Origin of the sequence: Kitasatospora sp. NPDC049258, assembly GCF_040678895.1 — a bacterium.
Lineage (GTDB): Bacteria > Actinomycetota > Actinomycetes > Streptomycetales > Streptomycetaceae > Kitasatospora.
On the sequence record NZ_JBFAQT010000015.1, the window covers coordinates 121,049 to 143,959 of the forward strand.

Here is a 22,911-nt window from a genome sequence, read left to right on the forward strand (position 1 = left end):
CCGCCAATCGCCCGCCGCCTGCTCCCCGCCGGCCGCCGGCCCGAAAGCAGCGATCGTACCGGCCGCGACCTGCGGTGGCGCCTCCTTTGTCGCAGGTCGGTCCTCAGCCGACGATGGCGTCCTCGGGGAGGATCGGGAGGCGGCCGACCGGGAGTCCGGTGGCCGCCCGGACGGCGGCCGCGACGGCCGCCGGGGCGACCACGGCGGGCGGGGCGCTGACGGCCTTGGCGCCGAAAGTGGCGACCACGTCGCGCTCCTCCAGCAGGGCCGCGATCCGGATGTCGGGGGTGTCCAGCGCGGTCGGCAGCCGGTAGCCGGTGAGCGAGGGGTTGACCAGCCGGCCGCCCTCGGTGCGCAGGTCCTCCAGCAGGGCCAGGCCCACGCCCTGGGCCACCCCGGCCTCGATCCGGTCCTCGATCTGGCGCGGGTTGAGCGCCCGGCCGACGTCCTGGGCGACCGTCACGTCGACCACCCGCACGGCGCCGAGCTCGATGTCCACGTCGACCACGGCCCGCATCGCGCAGAACGCGATCGAGACGAAGGCGTCGCCCTGCCCGGCCTCGTCCAGCGGCTCGGTCGGGTGCGGGCGGCACTGCGCGGTGGCCCACAGCTCGCGGCCCTCCAGCGCCTCGCCGACCGGCATGCCGAGCACGCCGTCGTAGGAGGTGATCTTGCCGTCGGAGATGGTGAGCAGCTCCACCGACATCCCGAAGTTGGCGGCGATCGGCTGCAGCATCTGGTGCCGCACCATCAGCGCGGCCCGCTCGACGGCGCCGCCGGACACCCAGGTGTGCCGGCCCCGGGCGGACGGGCCGGCGCCGGACTGGTCGCTGTCGACCGGCGCGATGTAGACCTCGCTGACGCCGAGCACCGACTGCACGATCTGCCGGGCGAGGGTGGCGAAGCCCTGGCCGGAGTCGACCGCGGCGCAGATCACGGTGGCGTGGTCGCCGCTGACCCGCACGGTGGCGGTGGAGACCTCGTCCTCGCCCTCGGCGCCGAGCATGTGCACCATGCCGACGGCGTAGCCGATGCCACGCCGCACCGCCGCCGGGTCGCCGGCGCCGCCGGGCCCGCCGGGCAGCAGCCAGTCGGCCTCGGGGTCGTCGACCGGCAGCGCGGGCAGCGGCTGCTCGGCGATCGCCTCCAGCAGCGCGGTGACCGGGGCGGGGCAGGTGACGGGCTGTCCGGTGGGCAGCGGGTCGCCGGTGGCCATCGCGTTGCGGCGGCGGATCTCCAGCGGGTCGATCCCCACCCGGGCGGCCAGCTGGTCGAGCTGGGACTCGTACGCGAAGCAGGCCTGCAGCGCGCCCTCGCCGCGCATCCGGCCGGCCGGCGGGTTGTTGGTGCGCACCGCCCAGGCGTCGACGAAGACGTTGGGGCAGGTGTACGGGCCGACCGAGAAGGCGGTGGCCGCGGCCAGCGCCTCGGCGGAGACGTCGGCGTAGGCGCCGCCGTCCAGCAGGATCTGGGCCTCGACCTTGACCAGCCGGCCCTCGGTGTCGGCGTGGTGCCGGTAGCGCAGCAGCGCGGGGTGGCGGGTGGTGTGGGTCTGGAAGGACTCCTCGCGGGTGAGGGTCATCTTCACCGGACGGCCGGTGCGCAGCGCCAGCAGGGCCAGGGTGACCTGGAACGAGAGGTCCTCGCGGTCCGCGGTGGCGCCGGGCACGCCGGTGACCACCAGGCGGACCCGGTCGGGCTCCAGGCCCAGGCACGCGGCGGTGCGGTCGCGGTCGCCGTGCGGATCGGTGGTGGACAGGTGCAGCTCGACCCCGCCGTCCGGGCGGGGCACCGCGAGCCCGGCCTCGGCGCCGATCGGCGCCGGGTCCTGCCGGCCGACCTGGTAGAGGCCCTCGACCACCACCTCGCCGACCGCCTCCGGGTCGCCGGTGCGCAGCGGGAGATGGCGGAAGAGGTTGCCGTCGGGGTGCAGCGGCGGGGCGTTGAAGGCCGCCTCGGGGTCGGTGACGGCCTCCAGCGGCTCGTACTCCACGACCACCAGGGAGGCGGCCAGCCGGGCGGTGTCGGGGTGGTCGGCGGCGACGGCGGCGACCGGCTCGCCGTGGTGGCGGACCACGCCGGCGGCCAGGATCGGCCGGTCGGCGACGATCGGGCCGTGCGGGGCACCGTCGGCGCTGCCGTCGGGCCCGGCCGGCAGGTCCGCGGCGGTGACCACGGTGTGCACGCCGGGCACGGCCAGCGCGGCCGAGGTGTCGACGGAGACGATCCGGGCGTGCGGGTGCGGGGAGCGCAGCACGGCGCCCCAGAGCAGGCCCTCGGCCCAGAGGTCGGCGGCGTACGGGTAGATGCCGAGCGCCTTGGGGAGGGCGTCGGTGCGCAGCGGGGAGCTGCCGAGGCCGAACGGCTCGGGGGCCGACCCGGTCTCCTCGGCCGCGGCGGGCGCGGGGGCCGGCGTGAGGTCGGTGGGCGAGCTCATGCGTGGCGGTCCTCGTGGATCGGGGCCCCTCCGGCCGAGGGCTGGGTGGGGATGCCGTGGGCGGGGGTGCTGCCGTCGTAGCCGGCCGGGTCGTAGACCGGGGTGTCGTAGACCGTGCCCTCGTAGCCGGGGTCGTAGCCGCCCGGCTGGTAGCCCGGGATCGGGTAGCCGCCGGTCGGGTGGTCCTGGTAGCCGGGCGCGGGGTGCCCGGTGCCGTGCGGGGGCGTGGGCAGGTACGGGGTTCCGTGGGCGGGGGTGGCGTCGGGACCGGGGCCGTCGTGCGCCGTGCCGTGGGCCGGGGTGGCCTCGTGGCCGGGGGCCGGGTAGTAGCCGGTGTCGTACCCGGTGGGCTGCGGCGGTACGACGGGGTAGCTGCCGGTCCCGTACCCCGCCGGGTCCTGCACCGGGGGGTGGGTGGGCTGCTCGTAGCCGCCGGTGTTGTACACGCCGGTGCCCACGGCGGTGGGCCGGCCGGGCTGGAACTGCTCGGCCTGGAACTGCTCGGCCTCGACCCAGAGCTCGGAGTCGGCGTAGAGCGGGAGTTCGCCGGCCAGCGGGAGGTCGGCGGCGGACTGGGCGACCACGGACCGGTCGGCCGGCGCGGCGGGCCCGCGGTCGGCCGGCTGCCGGGCCGGGGCGCCGGAGTCCGGCTCGGCCTGCGCGGCGGCGGCCGCGTCGGCCTCGGCCTCCAGCTCCGCCTCGCGCTGGTCGGCGACGGTCTGGACGGCGGCCAGCACGCCCCGGTAGCCGGTGCAGCGGCAGAGGTTGCCGCAGAGCGCCTGGCGGGCCTCGACGTCGCTGGGTCGGTGGTTGCGCTGGAGCAGGTCGTGCACGGCCATCGCGAGGCCCGGGGTGCAGTAGCCGCACTGGACGGCGCCGGACTCGGCCAGCGCCCGCTGGACGTCGCTGGGGCCGCCCGCTTCGGAGAGCCCCTCGACGGTGGCGATCTCGCTGTCGGCGGCCAGCGCGGCGGGCACCAGGCAGCCGGCCACCAGCTGGCCGTCCACCTGCACCGAGCAGGCACCGCACTCGCCCTGCTCGCAGCCGCCCTTGGCGCCGGCCAGGCCGAGCCGCTCGCGCAGCACGTACAGCAGGCTCTCACCGATCCAGGCGTCGGTGACGGGCCGTTCGAAGCCGTTGACCCGCAGCGTGTAGGAGGCGCAGGGGCGCACGTCGGCGCCGAACGCGGTGGGCTGCCCGGTCGGCTGCCCGGTCGTCGGGTGGTCCGTCACTTCAGCGCCCTTCCCAGTGCCCGGCGGGCCAGTACCGCCACGGTACGCCGCAGCCGGACGGCGGCGGCGCTCGGCCCCTCGCCCGCGCCCTCCAGGGCGCCGTCGGGGATGCAGGCCCCGGCGACGTAGTCGCCGAAGGCCGCCAGTGCGGCGGGGTCGATGGTGCTGGCGCCCTCCTCGCCGCGGGCCTCCCAGTCGATGCAGCCGGCCACCCAGGCCTCGGCCTCCAGCGGCCGCAGCGGGACGGGCGCGACGGCCCCGACGGCGCAGCGCACGGCGCGCCGGGCGGGGTCGAGGACCAGGGCGACCGAGGCGGTGGCGCGGGCCGGTCCGCTGCGGCCGGTGGACTTCAGGAAGACCTGCGGGGCGTGCAGCAGCGGCACCCGGACCCAGGTGAGCAGTTCACCGGGCCGGATCGGGTCGAGGCCGGTGAGCACGTGGCTGACCGGCACCTCTCGGGTGGCACCGGCCCGGGCGAGGGTGGCGGTGGCCTCCAGTGCGGCGAGCACCGGCAGGGTGTCGCCGGTGGCGGCGGCGGTGGCCAGGTTGCCGCCGAGGGTGCCGACGTTGCGGACCTGCGGCGGGCCGGCGGTGCGGGCGGCGTCGGCGAGCGCGGGGATCAGCGCGGCGAAGTCGGGGCGGTCCATCCGGGCGTGGGTCAGCCCGGCGCCGAGGACGGCGGTGCCGCCGTCCTCGTAGCGCCAGCCGCGCAGTTCGGTGATCCGGCCGAGCCCGATCAGGGCGGCCGGGCGCAGCCGTCCGGCGTTGACGGCCTCCATCAGGTCGGTGGCACCGGCCACCGGCACCGCGCCCGGGGTGGCGGCCAGCGCCTCGACGGCCTCGTCGACCGAGGCCGGCAGCATGATCGTCCGGTTCACCAGGATTCCACCGTGCTCCACTTGCTCATCAACTGCCCGCTCCCCCCGCCTTCGGCCGGGGACGCCCGGAGGCGGTGCGACCTGGCCCGTAGGGTACGGGCGATCGGGCCGGGTTGGGCAACTCTGGCACACAATGTTTGGTGATCAATTCCCGGGTCGTGGACCGCCGCCCGGAATCTCGGACAAGTCAGGGCATAAATCGGCCCGATTCCGAACCGGGCTGGTCGACTGTTCACCTGATCTTGACGTCGGCGACCATCCGGGAGTTCCCCGCCGGGCGGCGGACCGGCGGGGGCCGATGGTGGACCGGCGGCGGCCGGCGGCGGACCGCTCAGGCCGTCGGCGGGCGCCCCTCCAGCGGCCTTCCCGCCACCCCTGGCCTGCGCTGCCACGGGCGCGGGCCCTCGGGGCGCCGGTACTCGACCCCGAGCGCGTCGAGCCGGGCGTAGTGCCCGAGCATCCGCCGTTCGAAGTCCGCGAAGTCCCGGGCCGCCGGATCGGTCGGCAGCGCCGACCAGGCCACCTCGGCGAACGCGGCCAACCGGGGGAAGGCGCGGTAGTCCACGTCCCGGGCGTCGTCCATGAACTCGGTCCACAGGTTGGCCTGGGCGCCCAGCACGTGGGCCGCGGCCTCGGCGTCCAGCTCGGCGGGGACGGGCTCGAACCGGTAGACGTCCTCCAGGGTGCGCACGTACGCGACCGGGATCGGCTCGTCCTCCCCGGGCGCCTGCCGGTAGTCCAGGTACACGTACTGCTCCGGGCACATCACCACGTCGTGCCCGGCCCGCGCGGCCGCCACCCCGCCGGCGTACCCGCGCCAGGAGGACACCGCGGCGCCGGGCGCCAGGCCGCCCTCCAGGATCTCGTCCCAGCCGATCAGCCGGCGTCCGCGCTCGGCCAGCCAGCGGTCGAAGTGGCGGATGAACCAGCTCTGCAGCTCCTCCTCGTCCGCCAGCCCGAGCTCCTTGATCCGGGCCTGGGCGGCCGGGCTGGCCTTCCACTGCTCCTTGGGGCACTCGTCGCCGCCGAGGTGGACGAACTCGGACGGGAAGACCTCCAGCACCTCCTCCAGAACTCCCTCGAAGAAGCGAAGGGTCGACTCCGAGACGTTCAGCACATTGGGGTTGATCCCCCAGTCCGTCCACACCGTGAGCGCCGCGGTGTCCACCACGTCGGTGTTGCCCAGTTCCGGGTAGGCGGCGATGGCGGCCTGGGAGTGGCCGGGCAGGTCGATCTCCGGCACCACGGTGATGTGCCGCCTCTGCGCGTACGCGACGATCTCGCGCAGGTCGTCCTTGGTGTAGTAGCCGCCGTGCGGCCGGTCGTCCCGGCGCCCGCCGGCCCGGTAGCCGACCATCGAGCGCCCCCGCCAGGAGCCGACCTCGGTGAGCCTCGGGTAGCGCTCGATCTCGATCCGCCAGCCCTGGTCGTCGGTCAGGTGCAGGTGCAGCACGTTGAGCTTGTGCGCCGCCATCAGGTCGATGAAGCGCAGCACGTCGGACTTGGGCAGGAAGTGCCGGGAGACGTCCAGCAGCACCCCGCGCCAGCCGAACCGGGGCGAGTCCTCGATCGTGATGCTCTGGATCTTCCACGGCTCGCCGGGCAGCGGCGCCTTCCGGAAGGCCCGCGGCCCGAGCAGCTGGCGCAGGGTCTGGGCGGCGTAGAACAGGCCCGGCCGCCCGCCCGCGGTCAACCGGGCACCGTAGACGTCGATGGTGATCCGGTACGCCTCACGGCCCCGCTCGGCGCGCAGCTGCTCGTCGAAGGTCAGCGTGACGGTGTCGGCCGAGCGCGAGGCCTGCTCCACCGAGCAGGCGTCGAAGGTGAAGCCGGTGGCCGCCGCCAGTTCGGAGCGCAGCCAGCGGGCCACGCCCTGGGCCCCCTGGTCGGCACCGATCCGGGTGGTCGGCTTGAGCTCGAAGGTCCACTCGTGGTGTTCCCACTCGTCGACGCGGTTCGGGGCGGGGATGAGGTCCATACGGCTCATCCTGCCCCGCCGGCACCCCAGTGGCATAGACCAATGTGCGGACTCAGTCCTGCTTGTCGTCGCCGCCCTTGTCCGAGCCGAGACCCTCGAAGATCTCCTTGCACATCGGGCACACCGGGTACTTCTTCGGGTCTCGGCCGGGCACCCAGACCTTGCCGCAGAGCGCCACCACCGGGCTGCCGGAGAGCGCGCTCTCCATGATCTTGTCCTTCTGGACGTAGTGCGCGAAGCGCTCGTGGTCGCCGTCGCCGTGCGACACCTGGGGGACGGGCTCGACCAGGGTGCCGGTGCCGAGGCCGCGCTCGGGCTCAAGAGTGCTCATGGGTGCCAAGTCTAGGGCGGCCGCGCGGAACCGGGCCAGTAGCGGCAGGCCGGGGCCCCGGCGGCCGTACGGGGGCGGGCCCGGCTCAGTTCAGGGTCGGGTCGTCCGGGTAGGTGGCCAGCATCGCGAGCGGCCCGCGCTGGCGGCGCAGCACCGAGCGCCAGAGCCGGTCCGGGTCGGGGCAGGAGACGTCGCCCGGCTCGCAGTCCGCCAGGTACCAGGCCCCCTCCTCGATCTCCTTCTCCAGTTGCCCGGGCGACCAGCCCGCGTAGCCCGCGAACACCCGCAGCGCCCCCAGTTCGCCCACCAGCACCTCCGGCGGCGCCTCCAGGTCGACCAGGCCGATCGCGCCGTGCACCCGCCGCCAGCCGAGCGGTTCGGCGTGACCCTCCTCACCCGGCACCACCGCGATGGCGAGCGCCGAGTCCAGGGCCACCGGCCCGCCCTGGAAGATCACCGGCGGCTGGCCGGTGAGGTCCGCCCAGGCGTCCAGCACGCTGGCCACCTCGACCGGGGTGGGCCGGTTCAGCACCACGCCGAGCGCGCCCTGCTGGTCGTGGTCGAGCAGAAGTACCACCGCCCGGGCGAAGTTGGGGTCGGTGAGCACGGGGGTCGCGACGAGCAGTCGGCCGGTGTGGGAGGGGGCCGGGGTCATGCCCAACATGATCCCGCAGCCGGGGCGGTCACGGGCGCCCAACACGAAACCTCCGCGAGCCGCGCCGCCACCCGTACGGCCCAGTCGATCGGTCCCGGAACGCCCCGGAAGAGCATGATCACTAATAGGACACACGGGAACCAATCGACCGCCTACTACCATCTACGTTTGGTGGTGAGCCTTGCGGGTGGATTCCGTCCCACAGCTGTCCGTCCATCCGCCGCCTCAGCCCTGTCCTCCCCCCGGCACCCGGATTGCGAGAACGATGATCGACGACGTCCTGCTGGTCCACGGCGGTAACCCGCTCGAAGGCGAGATCCAGATCCGTGGTGCGAAGAACCTGGTCCCCAAGGCCATGGTCGCCGCGCTGCTCGGCCAGGGCCCCAGCAGGCTGCGCAACGTCCCCGACATCCGTGATGTCAAGGTGGTGCGCGGCCTGCTCCAGCTGCACGGTGTGACCGTGCGGACCGGCGACGAGAACGGCGAGCTGATCCTCGACCCCTCGCACGTGGAGAGCGCCAACGTCGCCGACATCGACGCGCACGCCGGCTCCTCGCGCATCCCGATCCTGTTCTGCGGCCCGCTGCTGCACCGGCTCGGCCACGCGTTCATCCCGGGCCTGGGCGGCTGCGACATCGGCGGCCGGCCGGTCGACTTCCACTTCGAGGTGCTGCGCCAGTTCGGCGCGCAGATCGAGAAGCACCCGCAGGGCACCTACCTGGTCGCCCCGCAGCGGCTGCGCGGCACCAAGATCGAGCTGCCCTTCCCCTCGGTCGGCGCCACCGAGCAGGTGCTGCTCACCGCCGTCCTCGCCGAGGGCGTCACCGAGCTGCGCAACGCGGCCATCGAGCCGGAGATCGTCGACCTGATCTGCGTGCTGCAGAAGATGGGCGCGATCATCTCGATGGGCACCGACCGGACCATCCTGATCACCGGTGTGGACGAGCTCGGCGGCTACAACCACCGCGCCCTGCCGGACCGCCTGGAGGCGGCCTCCTGGGCCTGCGCGGCGCTGGCGACCAAGGGCGACATCTACGTCCGCGGCGCCCGCCAGCTGGAGATGATGACCTTCCTCAACACCTTCCGGAAGGTCGGCGGCGCCTTCGAGGTGGACGACGAGGGCATCCGGTTCTGGCACCCGGGCGGCGAGCTCAAGGCGATCGCCCTGGAGACCGACGTCCACCCCGGCTTCCAGACCGACTGGCAGCAGCCGCTGGTGGTCGCGCTCACCCAGGCCAACGGCCTGTCCATCGTGCACGAGACGGTGTACGAGTCGCGGCTCGGCTTCACCGGCGCGCTGAACCAGATGGGCGCTCACATCCAGCTCTACCGCGAGTGCCTGGGCGGCACGCCCTGCCGCTTCGGCGCCCGCAACTTCAAGCACTCGGCGGTCGTCTCCGGCCCGTCCAAGCTGCTCGGCGGCGAGCTGGTCATCCCCGACCTGCGCGGCGGCTTCTCGTACCTGATCGCGGCGCTGGCGGCCGAGGGCACCTCCACGGTGCACGGCATCGACCTGATCAACCGCGGCTACGAGAACTTCATGTCCAAGCTGCGCGACCTCGGTGCGCACGTCGAGCTGCCCAGCGAGGAGCTCGTGGTCACGGCCTGACGGCCCGAACGACACGATGGCCGGCCCCCCGCGGGGGACCGGCCATCGTGTCGTTCGGCGAGGCTCCGAGGAGCCCGGCGTCACTTGCCCTTGGCGGCTTCCTTGAGCTTCGAGCCGGCGCTGACCTTGACGCTGTAGCCGGCCGGGATCTGGATCGGGTCGCCGGTCTGCGGGTTGCGGGCGGTGCGGGCGGCGCGGAGGGTGCGCTCGAAGGTCAGGAAACCGGGGATGGTGACCTTCTCGTCGCCCTTGGCGACAACCTCGCCCGTGATCTCGGCGAAGGCGGCCAGCACGGCGTCGGCGTCCTTGCGGGTCACCTCGGCGCGCTCGGCCAGCGCGGCCACCAGCTCACTGCGGTTCATGTGTACTCCTGTGGTCTGTTGCTCTGCTGCGTGCAAGGGCCCGCCGACGCCCGCCAGGGGCACCCGGAGGGCCGTTGGTCCGCACACTGTGCTCATTCAGGCGAAAGGTGGTCAGGGGCCGGGCTCGCACCCCAAAGCGCCGCAAACTGCCCGCCTCGGACGAATCCTGCCCCGACCGGCACTGAGAAAGCCAATCGGGCACCGGCGGGGTTGACCCGAACAGCGCCCGCCCGACCGAGGTGTGACGCTCCGTCGGCTCCGGGTGACCCGGTGCGGGCGGCGGTCGGGACGACTCGCCGAGGTGCGTGAGGGGACGTTCCGTACTTGTCGGACACGCCGCCCCATGCAGGGCTACCGTACGCCCTGGCACCGACAAGCCCAAACACGCCCCTGCCCTTGTGTCGCAAGGGCTCGGGGCGTGTGGCGGTGGACGGGGGCGCCAATCGGACATTTGACCGATCGGCAGTGGCCCTCGGGCTCAGAGTCCGGCGGTCGGGAACGCGGCCGCGTCCAGGGTGCCGACGATGCCCGCGGTGGGCCTCGCCGGAGCGGGCTCCTCGCCGCCCCGGGCGGCCAGCGCGGCGTCCCGGACGGCGGTCGCGACGGTCTTGGCCACGTCCGGGTGGAAGACGCTGGGGATGATGTAGTTCGGGTTCAGCTGGTCGTCCGCGACCGTGGTGGCCAGGGCGCGGGCGGCGGCCAGCATCATCTCGGTGTTGACGGTGTGGCTCTGGGCGTCCAGCAGGCCGCGGAAGACGCCCGGGAAGACCAGCACGTTGTTGATCTGGTTCGGGAAGTCGCTGCGGCCGGTGGCCACCACGGCGGCGCTCTGCCGGGCGACCGCCGGGTCGACCTCCGGGTCCGGGTTGGCCAGTGCGAAGACGATCGCGTTCGGGGCCATGGTGGCCAGGTCGTCCCCGTCCAGCACGTTCGGCGCCGAGACGCCGATGAAGACGTCGGCGCCCGCCACGGCCTCCTTGAGGCTGCCGGTGCGCCCCGAGCGGTTGGTGTGCTCGGCGATCCAGCGCAGGCTGTCGTTGAGGTCGTCACGGCCCTGGTGGACCACGCCGCGGACATCGGCCACGGTCGCGTGCTCGACGCCGGCGGCCAGCAGCAGCTTGAGGATCGCGGTGCCGGCCGCGCCGGCGCCGGACATCACCACCCGGATCTCGGAGATCTCCTTGCCGACCACCTTGAGCGCGTTGGTCAGCGCCGCCAGCACCACGATCGCGGTGCCGTGCTGGTCGTCGTGGAAGACCGGGATGTCCAGCGCCTCGCGCAGCCGGGCCTCGATCTCGAAGCAGCGCGGCGCCGAGATGTCCTCCAGGTTGATCCCGGCGAAGCCCGGCGCGATCGCCTTCACGATCGCCACGATCTCGTCGGCGTCCTGGGTGTCCAGGCAGATCGGCCAGGCGTCGATGCCCGCGAAGCGCTTGAACAGCGCGGCCTTGCCCTCCATCACGGGCAGCGCGGCCTTGGGGCCGATGTTGCCGAGGCCCAGCACCGCGGAGCCGTCGGTGACCACGGCCACGCTGTTGCGCTTGATGGTCAGCCGGCGGGCGTCCTCGGGGTTCTCGGCGATCGCCATGCAGACCCGCGCCACGCCCGGGGTGTAGATCATGCTCAGGTCGTCACGGTTGCGGATCGGGAGCTTGGAGGACATCTCGATCTTGCCGCCGAGGTGCATCAGGAAGGTCCGGTCGGAGACCTTCCCGATGGTCACGCCGTCGATCGCCCGGAGCTTCTCGACGATCTCCTCGCCGTGCGCCACCGAGGAGGCGGCCACCGTCACGTCGATCCGCAGCGCCTCGAGGCCGGAGGCGGTGACGTCCAGGCCCGTGACCGAGCCGCCGGAGGACTCGACGGCGGTGGTGATCGAGCTCACGGCGTTGCCCGTGGCCGGAACCTCCAGCCGCACCGTGATCGAGTTCGAGACACTTGGCACCGTCGCCATCGACGTCCTTCTTCCGTCCGTGTTCAGGGGTGTCGGGCTGCGCCTTCAACAGTCTGTTGAATGGCGCGCCCTGCGCATGCTAGACCTCGATCGTCGCACCTACCAGCGGGTAGCCAGAAATAAGGTTCCGCCGCTGTGCACAGTCCACAAACGGGGTTCCGGCCGCCTGGGTGAGCCTCCGAAAATCTGTCGCCGCCACCTTGGATCCCGGAGCCGATGCGTTACATTGGACGGGACACCGGCTCGATCCAAGCCCCCGGGCCCAACCTTCGTCGCTTCGAGCGACCACTTGCCGCGAGGCGAGCATGGCGGGTCGGTGTCATTGACCGGACGAAGGCCCCCACCGCGAGGTGGGGGCCTTCGTCGTGTCCGGCCGCTCAGCCGTGCAGCAGCGCGGGGACCCCGGCCGCGTCCGGCAGGTCGTCCGGCCCGGAGAGCACGGTCAGCCGCTGGGTCGCCCGGGTCAGCGCGACGTACAGCACCCGCAGGCCCGCCTCGGACTCGCCGGCGATGCCGGTCGGGTCGGCGACCACCGTGGCGTCGTACTCCAGGCCCTTGGCCTCCAGGCTGCCCAGCGCCACCACCCGGCCGCCCAGGCCCTCGGCCCAGCCGGCCGCCTCGGCCCGGCGGTCCATCGGGACCACCACCGCCACCGTGCCGTCCACCTCGCCCAGCAGCCGCACCAGCTCGGCCCGCGCGGCGGCCGCGAAGGCCCCCGGCGCCGGGTCGGTCACCGCGGCGAACCGCGGCTCGACCCCGGTCGAGCGCACCGCGCTCGGGGACGGCGTACCGGGCGCGGCCAGCGCCAGCACCTTGGCGGCGACCTCGGCGATCTCCGCCGGGTTGCGGTAGTTCACCGTCAGGGTGTGCCGACGGCGCGGCTTGCCGGCGAGCACCTCGTCCAGCGCCGCCTGGGCCTCCTGCGGGTGCGGCCAGGAGCTCTGCGCCGGGTCGCCGACGATGGTCCAGGTCGCCATCCGGGCCCGGCGGCCGATCATCCGCCACTGCATCGGGGTGAGGTCCTGGGCCTCGTCCACGATGATGTGCGCGTACTCGCGGCGCTCCACCGGCACCGCGGCGCGCTGGCGGGACATCCGGTCGGCGAAGGTGGTGACCTCGTCCAGCCCGCTCAGCAGGTCGACCGCGTCGACCTCGCGGACCTTCGGCCGGGCCGCCTCGCCGAGCAGCAGCTGCAGCTCGTCCACCAGCGCCACGTCGTGCGCGGACAGCGCGCCGCGCCCGCGGTCGTCCAGGTGCCGCCAGGAGGCGGCCAGCAGCTTGGCCTCCTCCGGGGTGACCGCCCGCCGGGCGATCCGGTTGATGTGCCGCGGCTGCCGGAGCGAGGCCAGCACCCGGCGCGGGGTGACCGCCGGCCACCAGGCGTCCAGGAAGTCCAGGAACGGCGCCTCGTCCGAGACGTACTCGTCGAAGGACTCCCGCTCCTCCTGGCGCTGCTCGCGCTCGGCGTGGCTGACCGGCTTCGGCTGGTGCCGGACGGCGACCGACCAGAGCGCGTCCAGCAGCAGCCGGCGGGCCCGCGGGCGGAGCAGGTTCAGCGGGGTGCCGCCGCTGCCCAGCACGTTGCCGCGGACCGACCGCAGCCGGGCCGCGTCCAGCCGCAGCGCCTCGCCCCGGGCGAACACCCGCAGCTCGGTCGGCTCGTTCAGCTCCAGCGCCGCCCTGGCCGCCCGGCGCAGCAGCTGCACCATCCGCGAGGAGCCCTTCACCCGGGCCGCCTCGGGCACGTCGTAGCGCTCCGCCTCGATCCCGTCGACCAGGCTGCCGACCGCGCGGATCGCGACCTGCCCCTCCTCGCCGAGCGAGGGCAGCACGCCCTCGGTGTACGAGACCAGCAGCGCGGTCGGGCTGACCACCAGGATGCCCCCGGCGTACCGGCGGCGGTCCTGGTAGAGCAGGAAGGCCGCGCGGTGCAGTGCGACGGCGGTCTTGCCGGTGCCCGGGCCGCCGGTGACCAGGGTGGCGCCGGCCGCGGGCGCCCGGATGACCTCGTCCTGCTCCTTCTGGATGGAGGAGACGATGTCCCGCATCGAGTGGCTGCGGGCCCGGCCGAGCGAGGCCATCAGCGCGCCGTCGCCGACCACCGCCAGCTCGCGGCCGTCCAGGGTCGGGGTGAGGTCGGGGCGCAGCAGGTCGTCCTCGACCCCGATCACCTTGCGGCCCTTGGACCGGATCACCCGGCGGCGGACCACCCGGCCCGGCTCCAGCGGGGTGGCCCGGTAGAACGGCGCGGCGGCCGGGGCCCGCCAGTCGATCACCAGCGGGCCGAACTCGGCGTCGAGCACGCCGAGCCGGCCGATGTGCAGGGTCTCCGCGACGGCCGGGTCGGCCGGGTCCATCGGGGTCTGCGAGGGGATGCCGTGCTCCTCCGGGGCGTCCGCCTGCTGCAGGTCGATCCGGCCGAACAGGAAGTCCTCGAACTCGCTGTTCAGCCGGTGCAGGTGGGCGCCGGCCCGGTAGACCTGGGCGTCCCGCTCGGCCAGCGCGCCGGGGGTGCCCACCTGAACGCGCTTGGCGGCGTCCTCCAGGATGTACTCGGCCTCGGCGAGCTTCTCCTCCAGGCGGTGGTAGACGGTGTCGAGGTGCTGCTGCTCCTCGGCGATCTCGCGGTCGCGAACCGTGTCCGGTTCGGTGGTGCGGTTGGTGCTGTGGTGCTGGGCTGAGCCGTGCGCGCCCAAGGAGCCCCCTGAGGTACGTCCTGCGGGTGGTGAGTACCGCCCTCCAGGAAAAAGGCGGACGGATGATCCTACGCCTCAGCCTGGGGCTCGCGGGCACGCAGGGCACCTTCGGGGCCGGTGTGCCGTCCGGCGGGGTCGCGGACGGCCCGGGGCGGGCCCGGGTCAGCCGCCGTACTTCTCCCCCGGGTCGGCCACCGGGTCCAGGGCCAGCCGGTAGCCGCGCTTGACCACGGTGGCGATCAGACCCGGTGTGCCGAGCACGGTCCGCAGCCGGGCCATCGCGCTCTCCACGGCGTGCTCGTCGCCCCCGCTGCCCGGCAGCACGCCGAGCAGCTCGGCGCGCGGCACCACCCAGCCGGGCCGCCGGGCGAGCGCGTGCAGCAGGGCCATCCCGGCCGGCGGGACGGGCCGCAGCTCGCCGTCGACCAGGGCGGCCTGGCCGCGCAGCTCCAGATGGTGGCCGGCCACGGCGAGGCGGCGGGCGCGCCCGGGCAGCTCGGCGGTCAGCGTCTGCACCATCGCGCCCAGCCGCATCCGCTCCGGCCAGACGGTCGGCACGTCCTGCTCCTCCAGCGGCGCGGCGGTGACCGGGCCGACGCAGACCGGCAGGACGTCCCGGCGCAGGGCGTGCAGCAGTTCGGCAGTGCGACCGCGGGCGGCGGCGCGATCGAGCAGGCTGAGCGCGGCCGGGGCGCTGGTGAAGGTGACCGCGTCCAGCGAGCCGGCGCAGCAGGCGTCCAGCAGCCGGTCCAGCGGGCCCTGGTCGACCGGCGGCAGCCAGCGGTACACCGGCACCTCGACCACGTCGGCGCCGGCCGCGGTGAGCGAGTCGACGAAACCGCGCAGCGGCGCGCCGTGCAGCTGGACGGCGATCCGGCGGCCGTCCACGCCCTGCTCCAGCAGGCGTTCGAGCACCTCCACGGAGGACTCGGACTCGGGCGACCACTCCTCGCGCAGCCCGGCCGCCCGGATCGCCCCCTTGGCCTTGGGGCCGCGGGCCAGCACCGCCGCCCGGCCGAGGCGTTCGGTCAGCTCGTCGCCCAGGCCCCAGCCCTCGGCGGCCTCGATCCAGCCGCGGAAGCCGATGCCGGTGGTGGCCACCGCGATGTCCGGCGGGTCGGCGACCAGGGCGCGGGTGGCGGCGAGCAGGTCGGTGTCGTCCGAGAGCGGGACGATCCGCAGGGCCGGGCCGCGCAGCACGGCCGCGCCCCGGCGCTGGAGCAGGGCGGCCAGCTCGTCGGCCCGGCGGGCGGCGGTGATGCCGATGGTGTAGCCGGCCAGCGGGGGCACCGGTCCGGCGGGTGGGGGGTCGATCGGATCTGCCATGGCGTGCGGTCCTTCGGTGGTGCGCCCCGCGGCCGTCGGCGGGCCGCAGGGTGAGGTGGGTGGACGGACATCCTCCCGGGCCCGCGTCACGGTCCCGGGTCGGCGCGGTGTCCCGGGTGTTTCACCGCCAGGTGCGGGCGGGTGCGGCGCGGCCGGGTGCGGCGCGCGATGGTGCGGCGCGGCCGGGGTGCGGCACCCGGCCGCCCCCCGGCCGCCGCCAGGTCAGATCCGGGCGAGCGTCGGGGCCTGCGCCGCCACCTCGGAGCCGGTCGGGCGGCGCAGGTAGACCGCCCAGGTGAGCAGGAAGCACAGCCCGTACGCGGCCAGGAAGGAGACGAAGGCGGGCGTACCGGTGTGCACCGTCAGGAAGGACTCCCGGAAGGCGAGGTTGATGAAGAGACCGCCGAGCGCGCCGACCGCGCCGATCACCCCGATCGCGGCGCCGGACATCCGGCGCGACCAGGCGGCGGCCGCCTCGGCGCTCTCGCCGGCCGCGATCCGGTCCTGGGCCTTGGCCTCGAAGATGCCCGGGATCATCTTGTAGGTGGAGCCGTTGCCGATCCCGGCGAAGACGAACAGCCCGATGAAGCCGGCCAGGAAGACCGGCAGCGAGCGCTGGGCCGAGGCGTAGGTCACCAGGCCGGTGGCGGCCGCCATCGCGACGAAGTTCCAGAAGGTGATCCGGGCGCCGCCCCAGCGGTCCGCCAGCCGGCCCCCGAGCGGGCGGATCAGCGAGCCGAGCAGCGGCCCGATGAAGGTGAGCTGGGCGGCCTGCAGCGGGGTGCGGCCGAACTGGTTCTGCAGGACCAGCCCGAAGGCGAAGGAGAAGCCGATGAAGGAGCCGAAGGTGCCGATGTAGAGCACGGACATCAACCAGGTGTGCTTCTCCCGGACGACCTGGGCCAGCGCCCCGGTGTCGCTGCGCACCGGAGCCAGGTTGTCCATGCACAGCGCGGCGAGGGTGGCCGCGAGGACGATCAGCGGCAGGTAGATGCCGAGCACCAGCCGGGGGTGGCCGGCCCCGGCCCAGCTGATGACGGCCAGCGCGACCAGTTGGATCACCGGGACACCGATGTTCCCGCCGCCGGCGTTGAGGCCGAGCGCCCAGCCCTTGCGGCGCATCGGGAAGAAGGCGTTGATGTTGGTCATCGAGGACGCGAAGTTGCCGCCGCCGAGCCCGGTGAGCGCCGCGACCAGCATGAACGTGGTGTACGAGGTGCCCGGGTGCATCACGTACGCCGCGGCCAGCGTGGGCACCAGCAGGAGCAGCGCGGAGACCACCGTCCAGTTCCGGCCGCCGAACCGGGCGACCGCCACCGTGTAGGGGATCCGGACGAAGGCGCCGATCAGGGTCGGCATCGCGACCAGGAAGAACTTTCCGGCCGGGTCGACGTGGTAGTCCTTGCCCATGAAGAGCACCATCACGGACCACAGGCTCCAGATCGAGAAGCCGATGTGTTCGGAGAGGACGGAGAAGATCAGATTCCGGTTGGCCGTGCGCCGCCCGGAGCGCTCCCAGAATTCGGTGTCCTCCGGATCCCACTGCTGAATCCAGCGGCCGCCGCTTCTGCCCTGCCGTGCCGTGCCCGTGGTCATCGTGTGTCCCTCCGCCTGCCGGGTGGCTTCCTGCCACCGACAGTAGAAAGACATGGTTTCGGCCTCGTTGTGCACTGTGAAGGACACGAGACCGTCAACTCACCCGGTGCGGCCCCCGACTGTGAGGAGCCTGCGGACACACGAAAGCCGCCCTCCGGAGGGAGGACGGCCGTTGTGCACATGGGGTGGTGGAGATGCCGGGAATCGAACCCGGGTCCAATGCAGCAGATTCAGGACTTCTCCGAGCGCAGTCCGCTGTGATTTTCTCGGCCCTGGCAGTCACGCGGACAAGCCGCCAACAGGCCCAGCTGCTGTTTGATTTCCCATCCACCCCCGCAGCCCGGGTGGACGGTTGAGTTCCCTAGATTATGCCAGGATCCGGGTCGGGAACTGCCCGGGCTGACACCCATTCACTCTGGCAGACTAGGCTGCGAGAGCGAACTGCTGGGAATCGCGCTTAGAGTTGGCGATTATATTTTTGCGACAGATGGTTTACGAGATCATTGCCGCGTTCCTCGGCTCGCTTCTCCTGTTTCGACCAACACTGTCGAAACCGATCATCCCCATGTTGATTTGAAAAACAGCTCCGGCGGGCAGGCCCTCCGGTGGTGCTCGGCCCATAGTACGCGCTGTGACCGACGAGGGTCCAGCAGATTAACGCTGGCGACGGCGCGCGGCGGCCACCGCACGGTCGGACTCACGCCGGTCCTGCTGCTCGCGCAGGGTCTGGCGCTTGTCGTACAGCTTCTTGCCGACGGCCAGGGCGATCTCCAGCTTGGCCCGGCCGTCCTTGAAGTAGAGCGAGAGCGGCACCAGCGTGTGACCGGTCTCCTTCACCTTGGACTCGATCTTGCGGATCTCCAGCTTGTGCAGCAGCAGCTTGCGCTTGCGCCGCGCGGAGTGGTTCGTCCAGGTGCCCTGGGTGTACTCCGGGATGAAGAGATTGTCGACCCACGCCTCCCCGCCCTGGATGTACGCGTACCCGTCCACCAGGTTCGCCCGCCCCTCGCGGAGCGACTTCACCTCGGTCCCGGTCAGCACCATGCCGCACTCGTAGGTGTCGAGGATGGTGTACTCATGCCGCGCCTTCTTGTTCTGCGCGACCAGCTTGTGTCCCTTTTCCTTTGCCATAGCGCCGATCATTCTCGCACCTCGACGGGGCGGTCGGCAGCCCCTTTAGGGCCTACCCGCGCGTCCCGAGCCCGCCGAGCACCCGCAGCGCCAGCTGGGCCGGGTCGTCGCCGGGCTGGGCCGGCACGTCCGGCAGCAGGCCGACGCCGTCGGGAGAGCGGCCGGACGGCGTGGTGTAGCGGCCCACGGTCAGCTCCAGCACCGAGCCGTCGGCCAGCCGGCTGGGCTGCTGCACGGCGCCCTTGCCGAAGGTCCTGGCGCCCACCAGGACGGCCCGGCAGCGGTCCTGCAGAGCGCCGGCCAGGAGCTCGGCCGCGCTCATGGTGCCGCCGTCGACCAGCACCACCAACGGGGTGGCGGTGTCCCCGCCCGGCGTGGCGGACAGCTCGCGCTCCTCGCCGCGCTCCTGGTAGGTGGCCACCGGGCCGCCGTCCAGGAACAGCGAGGCGGTGGCCACCGCCTCCTCGACCAGGCCGCCGGAGTTGCCGCGCAGGTCGAGCACCACCGAGCGGGCGCCGCGCACCGCCTCCCGGACCTGGCCGGACACCCCGCTGGTGAAGGCCCGCACCGCGACCCTGGTCACGCCGGGAGCCGGCTGGTCGGCGGCCACCTCGCGGGTGGCCAGCTCGGTGCGGCGCAGCACCACGTCGCGGACCGGGCCGCCGGACCGCTGGACGGCCAGCGCCACCGTGGAGCCGGCCTGCCGGCCGCGCAGCCGCGCCACCACCTCGGTGACCGGCAACTGGTCGGCCGGGGCGCCGTCGATGTGCAGCAGCCGGTCACCGGCCGCGATGCCGGCCGCGGCGGCCGGACCGCCGGGCAGCACCTCGGAGACCGCCGTCCCGCCGTCCCCGGTGCGGCCCACCGAGAGACCGACCCCCTGGTAGCGCCCGTCGGTGAACGCCTCGTACTCCTCGGGGCTCAGGTGGGCCGCCCAGCGGTCACCGCTGGAGCCCACCAACTGCTCGGCCTGGAGCGGGGAGAGGTCGGCGCCCGCCAGGTCACCGTGCCAGACGCCGGTCGCACCGGCCGCGCGCGGCGCCGGCAACGGCGGCTCGCCCCAGGCCCCGGCGGCGGCCCCGACCAGCAGCACCACGCCGAAGACCGCGCTGAGCGTGGCTCCCTGTCGTACGCGCTGTGCAACGGCCATGCACCGGAGTCTAGGGCGCCCGCAGGGCCCCGGTGGCCGAATGACGACGGTGCGCACGCGCAGCGGCCCCGGACGGCGCACAGGCCGTCCGGGGCCGCCGGGGCCGGCCGGTCGACGGCGACCGGCCGGGGGTCAGACCTTGAGGTACTTGCGGAGCGTGAAGAACGCGGCGATGCCGGCCATGCCCATACCGACCACCACCAGCAGCGGGATCACCGTCAACACCGAGGACAGGCCGATGAAGTGGATGAACAGCACGCGCTGCGCCAGCCAGTGCTGGACGAAGAAGTGGCCGGCCAGCAGCAGCCCCGACGCCATCGTCGCGCCGAGCAGCGCGGCGAACGCGGCCTCGGCGATGAACGGCATCTGGACATAGAAGTTCGAGGCACCGACCAGGCGCATGATGCCGGTCTCGCGCCGCCTGCTGAACGCGGACACCCGGACGGTGTTCACGATCAGCAGCAGCGCGACGAAGAGCATCAGCACCATGATCACGAATGCCGCGGTCTGGAGGCCGTTCAGCAGGCCGAACAGGTTCTCCAGGATCTTCCGCTGGTCCTCGACCGACTTCACGCCGGGCTTGCCCGCGAAGGCGCTCTGGATCACGTCGTACTTGGTCGGGTCGACCAGCTTGATCCGCCAGGACTGCGGCATCGCCTCCGCACCCACGGCGGCGAGCAGCGGGTTGTCCGGGTTGGTCTCCTTCCAGCGCTTGTAGGCCTCGGCCGAGCTCTCGAAGGTCGAGCTCTGCACCAGCGGCATCTTCGACAGACTGGCCTGCACGTCGTCGATCTGCTGCTGGGTGGCGGCGCCGGCCGAGCACTGGGCCGAGGTGGTGGCGTCCGACTTGGTGCAGAAGTAGACGCTGACCTCGACCTTGTCGTACCAGTAGCCCTTCATCGAGTTGACCTGGTCGCGGACCAGGAGCGAGGCACCGGCGAGGGCGAGCGAGAGCGCGACGCTGACGACGACGGCGATGGTCATCGTCAGGTTGCGGCGGAGACCGACACCGATCTCCGACAGGACGAACTGGGCGCGCATGCTTCTCTCAATCCAGGGTCAATGCAGGTATGGCGAATCAGGCGGGAGTGCGTCGGACCGGCTGTCCCAGGGATCAGGACTGGTAGCCGTAGACGCCGCGGGCCTGGTCGCGGACCAGCAGCCCCTTGTCGAGCTCGATCACGCGCTTGCGCATCTGGTCGACGATGGCCTGGTCGTGGGTGGCCATCAGCACTGTGGTGCCGGTGCGGTTGATGCGGTCGAGCAGCTTCATGATGCCGACGGAGTTCTGCGGGTCGAGGTTGCCGGTCGGCTCGTCCGCGATCAGCAGCATCGGGCGGTTCACGAAGGCACGGGCGATCGCCACGCGCTGCTGCTCACCACCGGAGAGCTCACCGGGCATCCGATCCTCCTTGCCGCCGAGGCCGACCAGGTCGAGCACCTCGGGCACCACCTTGGCGATGGCGCTCTTGGGCTTGCCGATCACCTCCAGGGCGAAGGCCACGTTCTGCGCCACCGTCTTGTTGGGGAGCAGGCGGAAGTCCTGGAAGACGGTGCCCAGCTGGCGGCGCATGTGCGGCACCTTCCAGTTGGACAGCTTGCCCAGGTCCTTGCCGAGCACATGCACCGCGCCGACGCTGGGTCGCTCCTCGCGCAGGCACAGGCGCAGGAAGGTGGACTTGCCCGAGCCGGACGAACCGACCAGGAAGACGAACTCGCCCTTCTCGATCTCCAGCGAGACGTTGTCCAGGGCCGGACGGTTCTGCTTGGGATAGGTCTTGGAGACGTTGTCGAATCTGATCACGGCTGCATCACGGAGGCCATCCTAGGTGGAAGGGCGACCGGCCCGGCCGGGGCCCCCGTGACCCGATCGTTACGTCCAGGTCCGAAGGCTCGACCCGCAGCGCCGTTCCTCGGTCAGTACTTGGCTCGGGACCATACGCGACCCGGATGACGGCGCGCAGGCCTTGGGCTCGTTGGGCGAAGGGAATTGTCCGCCTCTATTCCCGTTTGACCGGAAAACTGCGAGGCATCTCACAGCCCTCGGGACCATGGACAGCAGGGGCCGGAACCGTCGGGACCTGGCACAGTGGAGAGGAGCGGTCCCGGTCGGCCGCTACCCCGCACAGGGCAATCGAGGAACCAGATCCCCGTCCGGTGCGTTGGCAGTAGCAGCAAGGAGGAGATCGCATGACTTGCGACCATCTGGTGTGCGCCAACTGCAACGGCCGCGTGAGTGACGGCCGCTGCCCGGTGTGCCGAGCCAACCGCGCCCGACTGCAGGACGAGCAGGGCCCGTTCGCCGCACTGACCCCGGCGGCGCTGCTCGCGCTGCTGGTGGCCCTGCTGGCGGTGGCGTTCATCGCCCGACAGGCACTGGCCTGACAGACGACACCGAAGGGCCCCGGAGCAACCGCTCCGGGGCCCTTCGGCATTCCGCGCCGACTTGTCAGTCGTTCGAGGCCTCGCGCTGCTTGCGCCAGCGGATCCCGGCCTCGATGAAGCCGTCGATGTCGCCGTCCAGCACCGCCTGCGGGTTGCCGACCTCGAACTCCGTCCGGAGGTCCTTCACCATCTGGTACGGGTGCAGCACGTAGGAGCGCATCTGGTTGCCCCAGGAGCTGCCCTCGCCCTTGAGCGAGTCCATCAGGGCCCGCTCCTCCTGGCGGCGGCGCTCCAGCAGCTTGGCCTGGAGGACGTTCATCGCCGAGGCCTTGTTCTGGATCTGCGAGCGCTCGTTCTGGCAGGAGACCACCACGCCGGTCGGCAGGTGGGTGATCCGGACCGCGGAGTCGGTGGTGTTGACGCCCTGGCCGCCGGGGCCGGAGGCGCGGTACACGTCGATTCGCAGCTCGGACTCGTCGATGTCGACGTGGTCGCTCTGCTCCACGACCGGCAGCACCTCGACGCCCGCGAAGGAGGTCTGGCGGCGGCCCTGGTTGTCGAACGGCGAGATCCGGACCAGCCGGTGGGTGCCCTGCTCGACCGAGAGGGTGCCGTAGGCGTACGGCGACTTCACGGTGAAGGTCGCCGACTTGATGCCGGCCTCCTCCGCGTACGAGGTGTCGTAGACCTCGGTCGGGTAACCGTGCCGCTCGGCCCAGCGGAGGTACATCCGCATCAGCTGCTCGGCGAAGTCCGCGGCGTCCACACCGCCGGCCTCGGCCCGGATGTTGACCAGGGCCTCCCGGGCGTCGTACTCGCCGGACAGGAGGGTGCGGACCTCGAGCTCCTCGACGGCCTTCTGGACCGAGGTGAGCTCGGTGAGGGCCTCGGACAGGGTGTCCGCGTCGTCCTCGTCGGCGGCCAGCTCGAACAGCACGCCGAGGTCGTCGACCCGGCCGCGCAGGTGCTGCACCTTGCGCAGTTCGCCCTGCAGGAAGGAGAGCCGGCTGGTCACCTTCTGGGCGTTGGCCAGGTCGTCCCACAGGTTCGGAGCGGCTGCCTCCTCCTCCAGCGACGCGATGTCGGCCCGGATCTTGTCCAGGTCGAGGACGGCCTCGATCGACCCCATGGTCGATTCGAGGTTCTTGAGCTCTTCGGAAGGATCGACGGCTGCCACGCCCTCAAGCGTAA

General features: G+C 72.8%; 17 protein-coding genes, 1 other RNA gene and 1 pseudogene. 2 read left to right on the forward strand and 17 right to left on the reverse strand.

All coding sequences use genetic code 11. The features are described 5' to 3' along the window. Positions 1-103: 103 nt before the first annotated feature. From AB0K43_RS15785 to AB0K43_RS15810, 6 genes and pseudogenes are all read right to left on the reverse strand, one after another. Positions 104-2,437: a xanthine dehydrogenase family protein molybdopterin-binding subunit gene (locus AB0K43_RS15785; protein WP_363639894.1), complete on the reverse strand. Its 2,334-nt coding sequence runs from the start codon at positions 2,435-2,437 to the stop codon at positions 104-106. A gap of 695 nt (positions 2,438-3,132) precedes the next feature. Next, positions 3,133-3,597: pseudogene (locus tag AB0K43_RS15790) on the reverse strand ((2Fe-2S)-binding protein); the annotation flags it as partial. Positions 3,598-3,665: 68 nt separating this feature from the next. Next, the gene (locus AB0K43_RS15795) at positions 3,666-4,532 is read right to left on the reverse strand and encodes an FAD binding domain-containing protein (RefSeq protein WP_363639976.1); all 867 of its coding nucleotides are present in this window, start codon (positions 4,530-4,532) and stop codon (positions 3,666-3,668) included. A gap of 346 nt (positions 4,533-4,878) precedes the next feature. Then, positions 4,879-6,525, reverse strand: a complete 1,647-nt coding sequence (locus AB0K43_RS15800) for a beta-N-acetylhexosaminidase (protein ID WP_363639896.1) — start codon at positions 6,523-6,525, stop codon at positions 4,879-4,881. A 52-nt stretch (positions 6,526-6,577) separates the two neighbouring features. Beyond that, positions 6,578-6,856, reverse strand: a complete 279-nt coding sequence (locus tag AB0K43_RS15805; protein ID WP_363639898.1) for a DUF3039 domain-containing protein — start codon at positions 6,854-6,856, stop codon at positions 6,578-6,580. An 85-nt stretch (positions 6,857-6,941) separates the two neighbouring features. Then, positions 6,942-7,520: a YqgE/AlgH family protein gene (locus tag AB0K43_RS15810; RefSeq protein WP_363639978.1), complete on the reverse strand. Its 579-nt coding sequence runs from the start codon at positions 7,518-7,520 to the stop codon at positions 6,942-6,944. Between the two features lie 256 nt (positions 7,521-7,776). Between AB0K43_RS15810 and murA the strand changes: the two genes are divergently transcribed. Beyond that, on the forward strand, positions 7,777-9,120 hold the full coding sequence (murA, locus tag AB0K43_RS15815; RefSeq protein WP_363639900.1) for a UDP-N-acetylglucosamine 1-carboxyvinyltransferase: 1,344 nt from the start codon (positions 7,777-7,779) through the stop codon (positions 9,118-9,120). Between the two features lie 80 nt (positions 9,121-9,200). Here the strand turns inward: murA and AB0K43_RS15820 are convergent, their stop codons facing one another. The 10 genes from AB0K43_RS15820 to ftsE form a co-directional block, all read right to left on the reverse strand. Then, on the reverse strand, positions 9,201-9,482 hold the full coding sequence (locus AB0K43_RS15820) for an HU family DNA-binding protein (RefSeq protein ID WP_033823863.1): 282 nt from the start codon (positions 9,480-9,482) through the stop codon (positions 9,201-9,203). Between the two features lie 478 nt (positions 9,483-9,960). Continuing rightward, on the reverse strand, positions 9,961-11,436 hold the full coding sequence (locus tag AB0K43_RS15825; protein WP_363639902.1) for an NAD-dependent malic enzyme: 1,476 nt from the start codon (positions 11,434-11,436) through the stop codon (positions 9,961-9,963). Between the two features lie 377 nt (positions 11,437-11,813). Beyond that, on the reverse strand, positions 11,814-14,132 hold the full coding sequence (locus tag AB0K43_RS15830; RefSeq protein WP_363639904.1) for a UvrD-helicase domain-containing protein: 2,319 nt from the start codon (positions 14,130-14,132) through the stop codon (positions 11,814-11,816). Between the two features lie 162 nt (positions 14,133-14,294). Then, entirely contained in the window at positions 14,295-15,458 is a 1,164-nt protein-coding gene (locus tag AB0K43_RS15835; protein ID WP_363639906.1) for a uroporphyrinogen-III synthase, read from the reverse strand. A 222-nt stretch (positions 15,459-15,680) separates the two neighbouring features. Continuing rightward, complete coding sequence (locus AB0K43_RS15840) at positions 15,681-17,054, reverse strand: nitrate/nitrite transporter (RefSeq protein WP_363639908.1); 1,374 nt, start codon at positions 17,052-17,054, stop codon at positions 15,681-15,683. Between the two features lie 186 nt (positions 17,055-17,240). Next, positions 17,241-17,619: a transfer-messenger RNA gene (gene ssrA, locus AB0K43_RS15845) on the reverse strand. A gap of 89 nt (positions 17,620-17,708) precedes the next feature. Next, complete coding sequence (gene smpB, locus AB0K43_RS15850; protein ID WP_363639910.1) at positions 17,709-18,185, reverse strand: SsrA-binding protein SmpB; 477 nt, start codon at positions 18,183-18,185, stop codon at positions 17,709-17,711. A gap of 52 nt (positions 18,186-18,237) precedes the next feature. Continuing rightward, the gene (locus tag AB0K43_RS15855; protein WP_363639912.1) at positions 18,238-19,335 is read right to left on the reverse strand and encodes a S41 family peptidase; all 1,098 of its coding nucleotides are present in this window, start codon (positions 19,333-19,335) and stop codon (positions 18,238-18,240) included. Positions 19,336-19,467: 132 nt separating this feature from the next. Further along, positions 19,468-20,376: a permease-like cell division protein FtsX gene (gene ftsX / locus AB0K43_RS15860; RefSeq protein ID WP_350639675.1), complete on the reverse strand. Its 909-nt coding sequence runs from the start codon at positions 20,374-20,376 to the stop codon at positions 19,468-19,470. Between the two features lie 73 nt (positions 20,377-20,449). Continuing rightward, entirely contained in the window at positions 20,450-21,139 is a 690-nt protein-coding gene (gene ftsE, locus AB0K43_RS15865) for a cell division ATP-binding protein FtsE (protein ID WP_100889970.1), read from the reverse strand. A 386-nt stretch (positions 21,140-21,525) separates the two neighbouring features. Between ftsE and AB0K43_RS15870 the strand changes: the two genes are divergently transcribed. Next, entirely contained in the window at positions 21,526-21,720 is a 195-nt protein-coding gene (locus tag AB0K43_RS15870; protein ID WP_363639915.1) for a hypothetical protein, read from the forward strand. Between the two features lie 64 nt (positions 21,721-21,784). Here AB0K43_RS15870 and prfB read toward each other — a convergent pair whose 3' ends face one another. After that, the gene (gene prfB / locus AB0K43_RS15875; protein ID WP_363639917.1) at positions 21,785-22,897 is read right to left on the reverse strand and encodes a peptide chain release factor 2; all 1,113 of its coding nucleotides are present in this window, start codon (positions 22,895-22,897) and stop codon (positions 21,785-21,787) included. Positions 22,898-22,911: the final 14 nt, after the last annotated feature.